This is a genomic window from Klebsiella scottii, from assembly GCF_036561945.1.
GTDB lineage: Bacteria > Pseudomonadota > Gammaproteobacteria > Enterobacterales > Enterobacteriaceae > Klebsiella > Klebsiella scottii.
Genome location: NZ_JARXNI010000018.1, coordinates 351697 through 365401, shown reverse-complemented (window position 1 = coordinate 365401; position 13705 = coordinate 351697). Strand labels below are relative to the sequence as shown.

General features: G+C 56.8%; 11 protein-coding genes and 1 riboswitch. Of the genes, 5 read left to right on the top strand and 6 right to left on the bottom strand.

Going from position 1 to position 13705, the window contains the following annotated elements; translation table 11 throughout:
• Positions 1 to 49: 49 nt before the first annotated feature.
• Positions 50 to 1399 (bottom strand): lysine-sensitive aspartokinase 3, encoded by a 1350-nt coding sequence (lysC, locus tag QFI97_RS03595; protein ID WP_095104852.1) that lies wholly within the window; start codon positions 1397 to 1399, stop codon positions 50 to 52.
• 173 nt (positions 1400 to 1572) lie between these two features.
• A riboswitch (Lysine riboswitch) is annotated at positions 1573 to 1805 on the bottom strand.
• 465 nt (positions 1806 to 2270) lie between these two features.
• On the opposite strand from lysC, the gene pgi reads away from it, so the two are divergent.
• Positions 2271 to 3920: a glucose-6-phosphate isomerase gene (pgi, locus tag QFI97_RS03590; RefSeq protein WP_095104854.1), complete on the top strand. Its 1650-nt coding sequence runs from the start codon at positions 2271 to 2273 to the stop codon at positions 3918 to 3920.
• A gap of 44 nt (positions 3921 to 3964) precedes the next feature.
• On the opposite strand, the gene QFI97_RS03585 is transcribed toward pgi, so the two are convergent.
• Both QFI97_RS03585 and QFI97_RS03580 read right to left on the bottom strand, forming a co-directional pair.
• Positions 3965 to 4423 (bottom strand): acyltransferase, encoded by a 459-nt coding sequence (locus QFI97_RS03585; RefSeq protein WP_331833796.1) that lies wholly within the window; start codon positions 4421 to 4423, stop codon positions 3965 to 3967.
• 2 nt (positions 4424 to 4425) lie between these two features.
• On the bottom strand, positions 4426 to 4944 hold the full coding sequence (locus QFI97_RS03580; protein ID WP_346430589.1) for a GNAT family N-acetyltransferase: 519 nt from the start codon (positions 4942 to 4944) through the stop codon (positions 4426 to 4428).
• 146 nt (positions 4945 to 5090) lie between these two features.
• Between QFI97_RS03580 and psiE the strand changes: the two genes are divergently transcribed.
• Entirely contained in the window at positions 5091 to 5501 is a 411-nt protein-coding gene (gene psiE / locus QFI97_RS03575) for a phosphate-starvation-inducible protein PsiE (protein WP_095104860.1), read from the top strand.
• 194 nt (positions 5502 to 5695) lie between these two features.
• Here psiE and malG read toward each other — a convergent pair whose 3' ends face one another.
• From malG to malE, 3 genes are all read right to left on the bottom strand, one after another.
• Complete coding sequence (gene malG, locus QFI97_RS03570) at positions 5696 to 6586, bottom strand: maltose ABC transporter permease MalG (protein WP_041143584.1); 891 nt, start codon at positions 6584 to 6586, stop codon at positions 5696 to 5698.
• A gap of 156 nt (positions 6587 to 6742) precedes the next feature.
• Positions 6743 to 8287, bottom strand: a complete 1545-nt coding sequence (malF, locus tag QFI97_RS03565) for a maltose ABC transporter permease MalF (RefSeq protein WP_346430588.1) — start codon at positions 8285 to 8287, stop codon at positions 6743 to 6745.
• A gap of 125 nt (positions 8288 to 8412) precedes the next feature.
• Entirely contained in the window at positions 8413 to 9603 is a 1191-nt protein-coding gene (gene malE / locus QFI97_RS03560; protein ID WP_095104864.1) for a maltose/maltodextrin ABC transporter substrate-binding protein MalE, read from the bottom strand.
• A gap of 369 nt (positions 9604 to 9972) precedes the next feature.
• On the opposite strand from malE, the gene malK reads away from it, so the two are divergent.
• The 3 genes from malK (at position 9973) to malM (ending at position 13547) form a co-directional block, all read left to right on the top strand.
• On the top strand, positions 9973 to 11082 hold the full coding sequence (gene malK, locus QFI97_RS03555) for a maltose/maltodextrin ABC transporter ATP-binding protein MalK (protein ID WP_095104866.1): 1110 nt from the start codon (positions 9973 to 9975) through the stop codon (positions 11080 to 11082).
• A gap of 100 nt (positions 11083 to 11182) precedes the next feature.
• The gene (locus tag QFI97_RS03550; protein WP_095104868.1) at positions 11183 to 12493 is read left to right on the top strand and encodes a maltoporin; all 1311 of its coding nucleotides are present in this window, start codon (positions 11183 to 11185) and stop codon (positions 12491 to 12493) included.
• Positions 12494 to 12602: 109 nt separating this feature from the next.
• On the top strand, positions 12603 to 13547 hold the full coding sequence (malM, locus tag QFI97_RS03545) for a maltose operon protein MalM (RefSeq protein WP_346430587.1): 945 nt from the start codon (positions 12603 to 12605) through the stop codon (positions 13545 to 13547).
• Positions 13548 to 13705 lie beyond the last annotated feature (158 nt).

Here is a 13705-nt window from a genome sequence, read left to right as displayed (position 1 = left end):
AGCCGGGTTCGAGCCCGGCTATAGGTAATATTTATCGCGTGGAGGAATATTATTCAAACAAATTATGATGCAGCTTCTGCACGACCTTCTCAGCATCTACGCCCGGCACCAGGAAACAGAGGTTATGGCTGGATGCGCCGTAGCAGATCATGCGAATGTTGAACGGCTCCAGTACGCCGAAGACCTCTTTGCCGACGCCGCAGGCTCTCGATAGATCGTTGCCGATCAGCGCGACCAGCGCCAGATCCTGCTCCACTTCTACGCGGCACAGGGAGGAGAGCTCGGTCAGCAGCGCCTGGGTGAGCAGCGTATCGGTGGCTGAGGTTGAGCCGGTGGTATCCATAGTCAGGGCAACGCTGACTTCTGACGTGGTGATCAGATCCACGGAGATATTATGGCGCGCCAGAATGCCGAACACTTCGGCCAGGAAGCCGCGGGAGTGCAGCATATTCAGGCTGTGCAGGGTCAGCAGCGTCTGCCGACGGCGCAGCGCCAGCGCGCGGAACAGCGGCGGGTGTTCGGTTTTATTGCACACCAGCGTGCCGCCGGCTTTCGGTTCTTTGCTGGAGCCGACGAAGACCGGAATATCGCTACGCACTGCGGGAAGCAGCGTGGCCGGATGCAGCACCTTAGCGCCAAACGTCGCCATCTCGGCGGCTTCGGCAAAGGCGATAACGTCGATCCGTTTTGCCGCCGGGGCAACGCGCGGGTCGGTGGTGTAGATGCCCGGGACATCGGTCCAGATATCGACGCGGCTGGCGTTGAGGGCTTCACCCAACAGGGCGGCGGTGTAATCACTGCCTCCGCGGCCGAGGGTGGTGGTGCGGCCTTTCGCTTCGCTGCCGATAAAGCCCTGGGTGACCACCAGACCTTCGGCAAGGCGCGGCGTCAGCTGCAGCTGGGTTAGCTCTGCCAGGGCGGCGACATCGGGCTCGGCGCGGCCGAAGCGATCGCTGGTGCGCATCACTTTACGCACGTCAAACCACTGGGCGGCAATGCCGCGTTCGCGAAGGATTTCGACGAACAGCAGGGTGGACATCAGTTCGCCGTGGCTGACCAGCTCATCGGTCAGCGCCGTCGAGCTTGCCAGCGCGGCGGCTTCCGCCAGGGTGGTGATGTTCTCCAGCAGGCGCTCGATCTCTTCGCGAATCACGTTGGGATAGCGCAGGCGTTCAAGAATATTGAACTGAATCTGGCGCAGCGCTTCGAGCTTATCGAAACGCTCGGTGGGTTCCAGCCCGTCAGCTAACGCGACCAGAAGATTGGTTACACCCGCAGAGGCAGACAGCACCACTACACGAGTGTTTTCATCAATCAACGCAACGTCAACGCTGCGATTCATGGCATCGAAATCGGCAACGCTGGTGCCGCCAAATTTGGCTACAACTAAATCTGTCATAACAACCTCGTGTCAGGGGGGCCTGACTTATTAAAACGATTCCTGATTGGGTTTGGGCTGGACACAACCTAACAGTAATAAAATGTCTTAATAAGCCAGGCCAAATTATTCAGCCATGGCACAAGGGAAGAGCGAAAAACAGGGTGGGCGCAGAGAGATAAACAGCTACGATGTCACCCAGAAGTGCTCCACCTTGTAGACCCGTTCCCCGACCTTTTACGTCAGTTCCTGAGTATGAAACGCCCGACTGCGAACGTTTCTGGTGACAACCCAGGGGATTCAGCCCCTGTGGCCGGTGATGAACGTACCAGACGCTCTTTCACCTCGGCGTTGCTCCCCCTCACGTATTTTCCCCGGACTGGTTCCTCCAATACGGTTACCTGGGCAACGCACCTCTTCTGGCAATTACCGACGTCTTTCACTTTGCCTGGGAGCGCTGGTCATGATAGCCCCTGCAAAACCCTTTCGCTGTAGCGTGAAATGCGCGAGCAATACATACCTGGTTATACGCAGGTAGTGCAGCTATATAAAGGCTTCGGAGGGGGTATGTCAACGCTGCGGTTATGCGGATTTTTCATGCGCGGGCGATTAACAGCAAAAAGCCTTATGATGAGCCCGGCCGCTCTCCGCCGGGCCGCCGCCCGGTGGCCGGGAGTCCGCCGCTCTGCCCGACGCCTGGGGACGGTCCCCCCGCACGCTGGCGCGGGGCGCTTTGCCCGGGTTTATGTCTATACTGGTAGTGTTTTTTTACCCTGATCTGACCCTGTTCCTGACGCGCGTCAACGGCATAACACAAAAATCATCACAATTTTTTGCCTCCGGCGCTACAATCGACCGCAGTCACAATTCTCAAATCAGAAGAGTATTGCTCATGAAAAACATCAACCCAACGCAGACATCTGCCTGGCAGGCGCTACAGAAACACTTTGATGAAATGAAAGACGTCACTATCAGCGAGCTTTTCGCGAAAGATAGCGATCGTTTTACTAAGTTTTCCGCAACGTTCGACGATCTGATGCTGGTGGATTTCTCCAAAAACCGCATTACCGAAGAGACGCTGGCGAAACTGCAGGATCTGGCCAAAGAGACGGATCTGGCAGGCGCCATCAAATCGATGTTCTCCGGCGAGAAAATCAACCGTACCGAAGACCGTGCCGTGCTGCACGTCGCGCTGCGCAACCGGAGCAATACCCCAATCATCGTTGACGGCAAAGATGTGATGCCGGAAGTCAACGCGGTGCTGGAGAAGATGAAAACCTTCTCTGAAGCGATCATCTCCGGCAGCTGGAAAGGCTATACCGGCAAGGCGATTACCGATGTGGTTAACATCGGTATCGGCGGCTCCGACCTCGGTCCGTTTATGGTGACCGAAGCGCTGCGTCCGTACAAAAACCACCTCAATATGCACTTTGTTTCCAACGTCGACGGCACCCACATTGCGGAAGTGCTGAAAGGCGTGAATCCGGAAACGACGCTGTTCCTGGTGGCATCAAAAACCTTTACCACCCAGGAAACGATGACCAACGCCCACAGCGCGCGCGACTGGTTCCTGGCAACTGCGGGCGATGACAAACACGTGGCGAAACACTTCGCGGCGCTCTCCACCAACGGTAAAGCGGTGGGCGAGTTTGGTATCGACACCGCCAACATGTTTGAATTCTGGGATTGGGTTGGCGGCCGCTACTCCCTGTGGTCGGCGATCGGCCTGTCGATCATCCTCTCCGTTGGTTTTGACAACTTCGTTGAGCTGCTGTCCGGCGCGCACGCGATGGATAAACACTTCTCCACCACGCCGGCTGAGCAAAACCTGCCGGTGCTGCTGGCGCTGATCGGTATCTGGTACAACAACTTCTTCGGCGCAGAAACCGAAGCTATTCTACCGTACGACCAGTATATGCACCGCTTTGCTGCCTACTTCCAGCAGGGCAACATGGAATCTAACGGCAAATACGTTGACCGCAGCGGTAACGCCGTGGACTACCAGACCGGCCCGATTATCTGGGGTGAGCCGGGTACCAACGGCCAGCATGCGTTCTACCAGCTGATCCACCAGGGAACCAAAATGGTGCCGTGCGATTTCATCGCGCCAGCGGTAACGCACAACCCGCTCTCTGACCACCATCCGAAGCTGCTGTCCAACTTCTTCGCGCAGACCGAAGCGCTGGCGTTCGGCAAATCGCGTGACGTGGTTGAGCAGGAGTATCGCGATCAAGGTAAAGATCCGGCAACGCTGGATCACGTGGTGCCGTTCAAAGTCTTCGAAGGTAACCGCCCGACTAACTCGATCCTGCTGCGTGAAATCACCCCGTTCAGCCTCGGCGCGCTGATCGCGCTGTATGAACATAAGATCTTCACTCAGGGCGCGATCCTCAACATCTTCACTTTCGACCAGTGGGGCGTTGAGCTGGGTAAACAGCTGGCTAACCGTATTCTGCCGGAACTGAAAGATGGCGCTGATGTTAGCAGCCACGATAGCTCGACCAACGGTCTGATTAACCGCTATAAATCCTGGCGCGCGTAATCAGCGTTAATCCGCTTCAATGCCGGCCTCAGGGTCGGCATTTTTTATGGGAGACGGCGCAATAATTTCGCCGGATTCCCCGCCCACACGCCTTTTTCGCTAATCGACCGGGTGACCACGCTGCCCGCGCCAATCACCGCGCCATCGCAGATGCTGACCGCCAGAATGGTGGCTCCGCTGCCAATAGAGACGTCGTTGCCAATCACAATTCTTCCCCAGCTCTCGCGATCGGCGTTGGGCTTACCGTCGCGGAACATGTCGTTGGCAAACATCACGCCGTGGCCGATAAAACAGCGCTCGCCGAGGGTGACGTACTCGCAGATAAAGGTATGGGACTGGATTTTGGTGTCCGCCCCGACCGTCGTATTGCCCTGAATCTCGACGAACGGCCCGACGAAGACGTTATCGCCGAGGCGACAGTTGTAAAGGTTGGCGGGCTGGTAGATCACCACATTTTCGCCGCTTTCGACGTTGCGAACGCCGGTATCACGAAGCGTGTGCATCATTATTCCTCTCCGATCCGTTTGGCCAGAATATGCAGGGTGCTTTGCTGGGTGGCGGAGCGGAAAACGGTGTCTTTAATATGCCGCATGCCCTGGCGCTCATAGAAGCGCCGGGCGCCGGTATTCGCGGCCAGCACTTCCAGCCACAGCCAGCGTTCGCCCTCATCTTTGGCCCGCGCTTCGACGGCGCTAAAAAGCTGTTCGCCGTAGCGGTGCCCCGTTTCGCCGGGTAGCAGATAGAGCTTATGCAGCAGGGTGCCCTGCGGGCCGTCGGGCTCAATCTGCTGACGATGTGTGTATTTGGCGAATCCTACCGGGCGCTGCGCTTCGGCGATCAGCCAGCGGCAGTTTGCCTCGGCCAGGCTGCGCTGCAGGGCCTCGGCGGCATACTCCTGCTGGATAAAGCGCTCCAGCTCGCTGGCGCTGTGCCAGAGGTGGGTGAAGTGGTGGCGATAGCTGGCGTTGCCCATTTCACCGAGCAGGGGAACGTCCTGCCGTTGCGCCGTACGTATTGTCAGCATGGCTGTCTCCTTTTTAACCCGCCAGTTTGGCAAGTGATTGTTACATTTGGCGCAACAGACGCAAAAAGTTAACAAATAATATCGATCTGGATCACGTTTTTGCGTTATACAGATCGGCAGGAATAATGAATATAAGAGGTGTGAGTATGCCGTCGGTCTATCGTCCGCTGGTTAATTTTGTTGCGACGGCCATGCAGGCCGTTCTGAATCTGGCGCTGCTGTGCCTGGGCGTAATTCTGGTGGTCTTTCTCGGCAAGGAGACCTTCCATCTGGCGCACGTGCTGTTTACTCCGGAGCCGGTCAGCAAGTACAAGCTGGTGGAAGGGCTGGTGGTCTATTTTCTCTATTTCGAGTTTATCGCGCTGATTGTGAAGTACTTTGAGTCCGGCTTTCATTTCCCGCTGCGCTATTTCGTCTACATCGGTATTACCGCGATTGTGCGCCTGATTATCGTTGATCACGAGTCGCCGATGGCGGTGCTGATCTATTCCGCGGCGATCCTTCTGCTGGTGATTACGCTGTGGCTGTGTAACTCCAATCGCCTGAAACGCGAATAAAAAAAAGCGGCCTCTAAGGGCCGCTGACCAACAGTCACAAATTTAATTTATGTAGGGTCCAGTTGAGGATAGCAGTGGCATTTACCTTACTTTTTCAGCTGAGGGCGGTAGTTGCCGTACCCGGTTGGGGTTCGTGTACAGCAACTAAGTCACCGTCCCTCCTCTGAAATTTGGGGCGGGTATAACGATGAAACTTAACCTTTCACCCCGCCTGCCGTCAGGCCGTTCACCAGCCAGCGCTGCGCCAGCAGGAAGACCACGGTAATCGGGATAGCAGAGAGCACCGCCGCCGCGGCAAAGTCGCCCCACAGGTAGTTCTGCGGGTTGAGGTACTGCTGCATTCCAACCGCCAGGGTATAGCTGTTCACATCACGCAGCAGCAGGGACGCAACCGGGACTTCGGTAATCGCGGCGATAAACGACAGAATAAAGACCACCGCCAGAATCGGCACCGACAGCGGCAGCAGAACCAGACGGAAGGCCTGCCACGGCGTCGCGCCGTCCAGCGCGGCCGCTTCTTCCAGCGAACCGTCGATGGTTTCGAAGTAGCCTTTAATGGTCCAGACGTGCAGCGCGATGCCGCCCATATAGGCGAAGATGACGCCGCCGTGGGTATTCAGGCCGACAAACGGCAGATACTGGCCGAGGCGGTCAAACAGGGCGTACAGAGCAACCAGCGACAGCACCGCCGGGAACATCTGGAAAATCAGCATCCCTTTCAACAGGGTGGCCTTGCCAGGGAAGCGCATACGGGCGAAGGCGTAGGCGCAGGTGGTGGAGAGCGCCACGATACCGATGGCGGTGATCCCGGCAACCTTCACCGAGTTCCACAGCCACAGCAGCACCGGGAACGGCGGCGGCGTCACGCGGCCATCCGCATGCTCAACGCTAAAGCCGAGCGCCAGACGCCAGTGTTCCCAGGAGATCTGATCCGGGATCAGGCTGCCGGTGGCGAAGTTACCTTCGCGCAGGGAGATGGCGATAACCATCAGCAGCGGGAACATAATCGCCGCGATAAAAATGAGCAGCAGGAGGTGCGTGGTGAAGAGACGCAGCTTCTGAGATTTGGGTTGTACCATAGCCATAATATTTTTATTCCCCTTGATACCGCTCCAGGCTATCTCACTTGCCATTTTGAACCCGGGCAGTGCTCATCATCCTCACGTACTACGTGTACGCTCCGGTTCTTGCGCGCTGGCCGGGCCCAAACTGGCTGCGTCAATGACGCCTGGCCATTCCAGTTAGTCGAATTTCATTCGTGTGGCTTTCAGGTTAACAATCGCCAGCACGCCTACCAGCAGGAAGATCAGCGTAGCGATAGCCGCCGCGAGGCCGAAGTCCTGGCCGCCGCCGCCTTCGAAGGCGATACGGTAGGTGTAGCTCACCAGCAGGTCGGTATAGCCGGCCGGCGTGGTGGTGCCGAGGCGATCCGGGCCGCCGTTGGTTAACAGCTGAATCAGGACGAAGTTGTTAAAGTTAAAGGCGAAGCTGGCGATCATCAGCGGCGTAAGCGGCTTGATCAGCAGCGGCAGCGTAATTTTAAAGAAGTTCTGGAACGGACCCGCACCATCCATTGCCGACGCTTCATACAGGTCGTCAGGAATGGCTTTCAGCAGGCCCATGCACAGGATCATCATGTACGGGTAGCCCAGCCAGGTGTTGACGATAACAATCATCGAACGCGCGGTCGTCGGGTCGCTAAACCAGGCCGGCTTAATGCCGAACAGCGCGCTGAGCATCATGTTGATCTCACCAAAGCTCTGGTTGAACAGCCCTTTGAAAATCAGAATCGAGATAAACGACGGTACCGCGTAAGGCAGAATCAGCAGTACGCGATAAATCGCTTTTCCTTTCAGGGACTCCCACTGCACGAGGCAGGCGAGGATCATGCCGACCGCGACGGTCAGAATAACGGTCAGTATTGAGAAGACCACCGTCCAGACGAAGATGGCGAAGAACGGTTTCTGGATACCTTCATCGGTAAAGACGCGGGTGAAGTTATCCCAGCCAATGCTCACGGTGTAGCCCGGGCTGAGCTTCTCGCCGCTCCAGCTGCCGTCGGCATTGATTGACTGATAGAAGCCGACTTTATTATTCGGCCGGTATTTGACGCCGCTCTGGTTGTTGGTCAGCTCGCCGTCGGCCGCCAGCGTATACAGCGGCTGGGTGCCGGAGAACTGACGCAGTGAACTCATAATGACCTTGCTGTCGTCAGGCAGCACGGCGGTCAGCTGGTTCAGCGCGGTACGGTTCTGGGTAATCACGCGCAGGTTAGCACGCTCCCCTTCCGGCTGAGCATCGGCTTCTTTCAGGGCCAGCTTCTGCATGCCGCCGAGCTTAAACGCGTCGGAAACATAATTTTTGCCGCTGTCGCCATCGGTCAGCGCCAGCTTCCACTCATCTCCCGCCGGGTACAGCGAGAAGTTGTAGGATTTGCCGGCCTGGAAGGAGCGATCCAGCAGGACTTCCTGAGCGCGCTCAAAGGTCAGCTGGTTGGTGCTGCTGTAGTTGGTGAAAGCGATAGCGATGGTGCAGATCAGCGGAAACAGGACGAACAGCCCCATCCCGGCGAGACCCGGATAGACATAGCGCCAGGCATAGGCCTTGCGGTTAGAAAAGATATACAGGCCAGCCGAGCTTAAAATCAGCGTCAGGATGGCAAACAGGTACTCCCCCTGGGCGTACATCAAAACAACAAGGTAACCCACCAGCAGGCACAGCAAGCCAATCACAGACCATGTCAGCTGCGGGCTTTGCCACCAGTGTTTCTTTTTAACGACATCCATGGGGATCATCCTCTACAACGTATTTTGTTCTCCCTCTCCCCTCAGGAGAGAGGGCCCGGATCGGGCGGCTGTTCGCCGTCCGGGTTCCTGACCCGCTCCCGAGAAGGGGGAGGGGACTAGCAGGGTTACTTAGTGATACGAGCCTGTGCGTCTTTCAGCGCGGCGTCGACGGTCTGACGACCGCTAGCTGCGTTGATAACCGCGGTGCGTACGGCATACCAGAAGGCGGACATCTGCGGAACGTTCGGCATGATTTCGCCTTTCTGGGCGTTCGCCATAGTGGCGGCGATACGCGGATCTTTTTCCAGTTTCTCCTGGAAGGATTTCAGCGCCACGGCGCCCAGCGGTTTATCCTTGTTCACTTCATCCAGACCCTGATCGGTCAGCAGGTAGTTTTCGAGGAACTCTTTCGCCAGCTCTTTGTTCGGGCTGGCGGCGTTGATACCGGCGCTCAGTACGCCGACGAACGGTTTAGACGCCTTGCCTTTGAAGGTTGGCAGCAGAGTCACGCCGTAGTTAATTTTGCTCTTATCGATGTTCGCCCACGCCCACGGACCGTTGATGGTCATCGCGGTATCGCCCTTGTTGAACGCCGCTTCAGCGATGGAGTAATCGGTATCAGCATTCATGTGTTTGTTCTTGATCAGATCGACCAGGAAGGTCAGACCCGCTTTCGCGCCAGCGCTGTCCACGCCGACATCTTTCACATCATATTTGCCGTTTTCAAGCTTGAACGCATAGCCACCGTCGGCGGCGATCAGCGGCCAGGTGAAGTACGGTTCCTGCAGGTTGAACATCAGCGCGCTCTTACCTTTCGCCTTCAGCGTTTTATCCAGCGCCGGGATCTCTTCCCAGGTTTTCGGCGGATTCGGGACCAGGTCTTTGTTGTAAATCAGCGACAGCGCTTCAACCGCGATTGGGTAAGCGATCAGCTTGCCGTTATAGCGTACCGCGTCCCAGGTGAACGGATAGAGTTTGTCCTGGAAAGCTTTGTCCGGAGCGATCTCGGCCAGCAGGCCGGACTGCGCGTAGCCGCCGAAGCGGTCGTGTGCCCAGAAGATAATATCCGGGCCATCGCCGGTTGCCGCAACCTGCGGGAATTTCTCTTCCAGCTTATCCGGGTGCTCGATGGAGACTTTAATCCCGGTGTCTTTTTCAAACTTTTTGCCCACTTCAGCGAGGCCGTTATAGCCCTTGTCGCCGTTAATCCAGATTACCAGCTTACCTTCTTCAATTTTGGCGAGGGCAGAGGCGGAAAACATCATCGTGGTCAGTGCTGACAGCGCGAGGATGCGGGCGCCGGTTTTGATTTTCATATACCAGTCCTTTTTGGTGATGTGCTCGTGGATACACTTAGGTGGCTTAACGGTGATGAGTTTCCTTTTTTAACAACCCCTTTCCATCCTCCCTATGTCTACGCCCCACCCGTAGTTTGTGTGATCTGGCTTGCAGAAACGCCGGTATTGGGGCGTGGAGCACATAAAAAGGAGGCTATTTTTGCAACCTGCGTCACGAAATTGACTTTGGCGCGCCATCCCCCGCAGTGAGAGGCAATCTCTCATCCTCCCGTCTCCTCCCCCATAAAAAAGCCGGGGGTGGAGGATTCACCAGGTTAATGAATGCCGCATAGTCAGCCCATCTTGAATGTGTCTTTAAGTGACAGGTTGTAACGAAGGGAGATGGGCATGGCGAGCGTACAGCTGCGAAATATAACGAAAGCCTGGGGCGACGTGGTGGTATCGAAAGATATCAATCTCGACATCCAGGAAGGGGAGTTCGTGGTGTTTGTCGGGCCATCGGGCTGCGGCAAATCTACCCTGCTGCGTATGATTGCCGGGCTGGAAACCATAACCAGCGGTGATTTGTTTATCGGCGAAACCAGGATGAACGATATCCCCCCCGCAGAACGCGGCATCGGCATGGTCTTCCAGTCTTACGCTCTCTACCCTCATCTCTCCGTCGCGGAAAATATGTCTTTCGGCCTGAAGCTGGCCGGCGCCAAAAAAGATGTGATCAACCAGCGCGTCACTCAGGTGGCTGAAGTGCTGCAGCTGGCGCACCTGCTTGAGCGTAAGCCGAAGGCGCTATCCGGCGGCCAGCGTCAGCGCGTGGCAATCGGTCGTACCCTGGTGGCGGAGCCTCGCGTATTCCTGCTGGATGAACCGCTTTCAAACCTCGATGCCGCGCTGCGCGTGCAGATGCGTATCGAAATCTCCCGTCTGCACAAGCGGCTGGGACGCACGATGATTTACGTGACCCACGATCAGGTTGAGGCGATGACTTTGGCCGACAAGATTGTGGTGCTGGATGCCGGTCGCGTAGCGCAGGTAGGGAGACCGCTTGAGCTGTATCACTACCCGGCCGATCGCTTCGTTGCGGGCTTTATTGGCTCGCCGAAGATGAACTTCCTGCCGGTGAAAGTCACCGCAACCGCCATTGAGCAGGTTCAGGTGGAGCTGCCAAACCGCCAGCAAATTTGGCTGCCGGTGGACAGCGCCCGCGTTCAGGTTGGGGCAAATATGTCCTTAGGCATCCGCCCGGAACATCTGCTGCCCAGCGATATCGCCGACGTGACCCTTGAAGGGGAAGTGCAGGTGGTTGAGCAGCTTGGCCACGAAACGCAAATTCATATCCAGATCCCAGCCATCCGTCAGAACCTGGTCTACCGCCAGAACGACGTGGTGTTGGTAAAAGAGGGAGCCACATTCGCTATCGGTTTGCCACCGGAACGTTGCCATTTATTCCGTGAGGATGGCACGGCGTGTCGTCGGTTGCATAAAGAGCCGGGCGTGTAAGGCTTCCCATTAAAAAAAAACGCGAACCCCTTAGCGCTGCAGCAGCAGGCAGAACAACGGGCGAAGTGTTCAAAGAAAAGCAATGATCTCAGGAGATAGAATGATGATTACTCTGCGCAAACTTCCACTGGCGGTCGCCGTCGCAGCAGGCGTTATGTCTGCTCAGGCGATGGCCGTCGATTTCCACGGCTATGCTCGTTCCGGTATCGGCTGGACCGGCAGCGGCGGTGAACAGCAGTGCTTCCAGGCAACCGGTGCTCAAAGTAAATACCGTCTTGGTAACGAATGTGAAACCTATGCGGAATTAAAACTGGGCCAGGAAGTATGGAAAGAAGGTGATAAGAGCTTCTACTTCGATACTAACGTCGCGTACTCCGTATCGCAGCAGAATGACTGGGAATCAACCAGCCCGGCATTCCGTGAAGCCAACGTGCAGGGTAAAAACCTGATCGACTGGCTGCCAGGTTCCACCATCTGGGCCGGTAAGCGTTTCTACCAGCGTCATGACGTTCACATGATCGACTTCTACTACTGGGATATTTCAGGTCCTGGTGCTGGTATCGAAAACATCGATCTGGGCTTCGGTAAGCTGTCTATGGCGGCAACCCGTTCTTCTGAGTCCGGCGGTTCTGCCACCTTCGCTGACCGCGATGCGCTGGGCAACCGTATTTATGACAACATCGTGCCGAACGACGTCTTCGACGTGCGTTTAGCGCAGATGGAAATCAACCCAGGCGGTACCCTGGAGCTCGGCGTTGACTACGGTCACACCAACGTTCCGGATAACTACTACCTGCAGCCGGACGCGTCTAAAGACGGCTGGATGCTGACCGCTGAACACACCCAGAGCATGCTGAAAGGCTACAACAAGTTCGTTCTGCAGTACGCCACCGACGCAATGACCTCCAACGGTAAAGGCATTCCGCAGGGCGGCAGCATCAACAACGACGGCTCCCTGTGGCGCGTGCTTGACCACGGCGCGATCTCGCTGGGCGATAGCTGGGATCTGATGTACGTCGGTATGTACCAGGATATCAACCTGGACAACAACAACGGCACCAAATGGTGGACCGTCGGCGTGCGTCCGATGTACAAATGGACGCCGATCATGAGCACCCTGCTGGAAGTTGGCTACGACAACGTCGAGTCGCAGAAAACCGGCGACAACAACAACCAGTACAAAATCACCCTGGCACAGCAGTGGCAGGCTGGCGACAGCATCTGGTCCCGTCCGGCAATCCGCGTATTCGCAACCTACGCCAAGTGGGATGAGAAATGGGGCTACGCGAACGGCGATTCCGGTGCTGGCTACACCTCCGGCGTGGCGTATAACGACACCTCCGCGAAGACCTTCAGCCGTGGCGATAACGACGAGTGGACCTTCGGCGCCCAGATGGAAATCTGGTGGTAATCCAACCTGACCTGTCATGAGCAAAAGAGGGGCGCAAGCCCCTCTATATCTTAGGCCCAGCGAGCTATTGCCTGGCTACCGCTCGGCCATCGGAATTGAGGTGATAACAATGAAAATGAATAAAAGTCTCGTTGCCCTCTGCCTGTCCGCCGGCCTGCTGGCCAGCGTACCCGCAGTCAGTTTTGCTGATGTGAATTTTGTGCCGCAGAACACCGCTGCCGCACCGACGATCCCCGCCTCCGCGTTACAGCAGTTAACCTGGACGCCGGTCGATCAATCGAAGTCCCAGGTCACCAACTTAGCGACGGCAGGACAGTCGCTGAATATCTCCGGTATCACCGGGCCGGTCGCCGCCTACAGCGTCCCGGCGAATATCGGTGAGCTGACCATTACGCTGACCAGCGAAGTCAACAAGCAGACCAGCGTTTTTGCGCCGAACGTGCTGATTCTTGACCAGAATATGACGCCATCTGCGTACTTCCCAAGCAGCTACTTCACCTACCTGGAGCCGGGCGTGATGAGCTCGGATCGCCTCGAAGGGGTGATGCGTCTGACGCCGGCGCTGGGCCAGCAAAAGATTTACGTCCTGGTCTTTACCACGCCGCAGGATCTGCAGCAAACCACCAAATTAATCGATCCGGCGAAGGCCTACGCCAAAGGTACGGGTAACGCGGTCCCGGATATTCCGGACCCGATTGCCAAACATACCACCGAAGGTACGCTGGGCCTGAAAGTGAAAACATCGTCTGGCTCCAGCGTGCTGGTTGGCCCGCTGTTTGGCTCCTCCGGCCCGGGTCCGGTCACCGTCGGCAATACGGCCGCTCCGGTATACAGCGCGCCAGCAGCCGCCCCGGCTGTTACTCCGGTCGCCGCGCCGGCGGCGAAGAGTGAGCCGATGCTGGATGATACGGAAACCTACTTTAACAACGGCATTAAGCAGGCGGTTGCTAAAGGAGATATCGACAAAGCCCTCAAATTGATGAACGAAGCTGAACGCCTTGGCTCGAAATCTGCCCGTTCCACCTTTATCAGCAGTGTAAAAGGCAAGGGGTGATCGTCTCCCCACAATGCTGATGTTTAGGCACAGCCTTTAGGTGCGTCCGCCTGGACGCACCTTTTTTTCTCGCGCGCGGCTTCTGTTGCATGGCTGTTGCGCGGAAGATCGTATCTTGATGTTTGCCCGCCCCGATCGGCCTATTCTGCGATACAATG

Coding starts and splice junctions, on each gene's coding strand:
- lysC (WP_095104852.1), bottom strand. CDS start 1,399: ATGACAGATTTAGTTGTAGCCAAATTTGGCGGCACCAGCGTTGCCGAT.
- pgi (WP_095104854.1), top strand. CDS start 2,271: ATGAAAAACATCAACCCAACGCAGACATCTGCCTGGCAGGCGCTACAG.
- QFI97_RS03585 (WP_331833796.1), bottom strand. CDS start 4,423: ATGCACACGCTTCGTGATACCGGCGTTCGCAACGTCGAAAGCGGCGAA.
- QFI97_RS03580 (WP_346430589.1), bottom strand. CDS start 4,944: ATGCTGACAATACGTACGGCGCAACGGCAGGACGTTCCCCTGCTCGGT.
- psiE (WP_095104860.1), top strand. CDS start 5,091: ATGCCGTCGGTCTATCGTCCGCTGGTTAATTTTGTTGCGACGGCCATG.
- malG (WP_041143584.1), bottom strand. CDS start 6,586: ATGGCTATGGTACAACCCAAATCTCAGAAGCTGCGTCTCTTCACCACG.
- malF (WP_346430588.1), bottom strand. CDS start 8,287: ATGGATGTCGTTAAAAAGAAACACTGGTGGCAAAGCCCGCAGCTGACA.
- malE (WP_095104864.1), bottom strand. CDS start 9,603: ATGAAAATCAAAACCGGCGCCCGCATCCTCGCGCTGTCAGCACTGACC.
- malK (WP_095104866.1), top strand. CDS start 9,973: ATGGCGAGCGTACAGCTGCGAAATATAACGAAAGCCTGGGGCGACGTG.
- QFI97_RS03550 (WP_095104868.1), top strand. CDS start 11,183: ATGATGATTACTCTGCGCAAACTTCCACTGGCGGTCGCCGTCGCAGCA.
- malM (WP_346430587.1), top strand. CDS start 12,603: ATGAAAATGAATAAAAGTCTCGTTGCCCTCTGCCTGTCCGCCGGCCTG.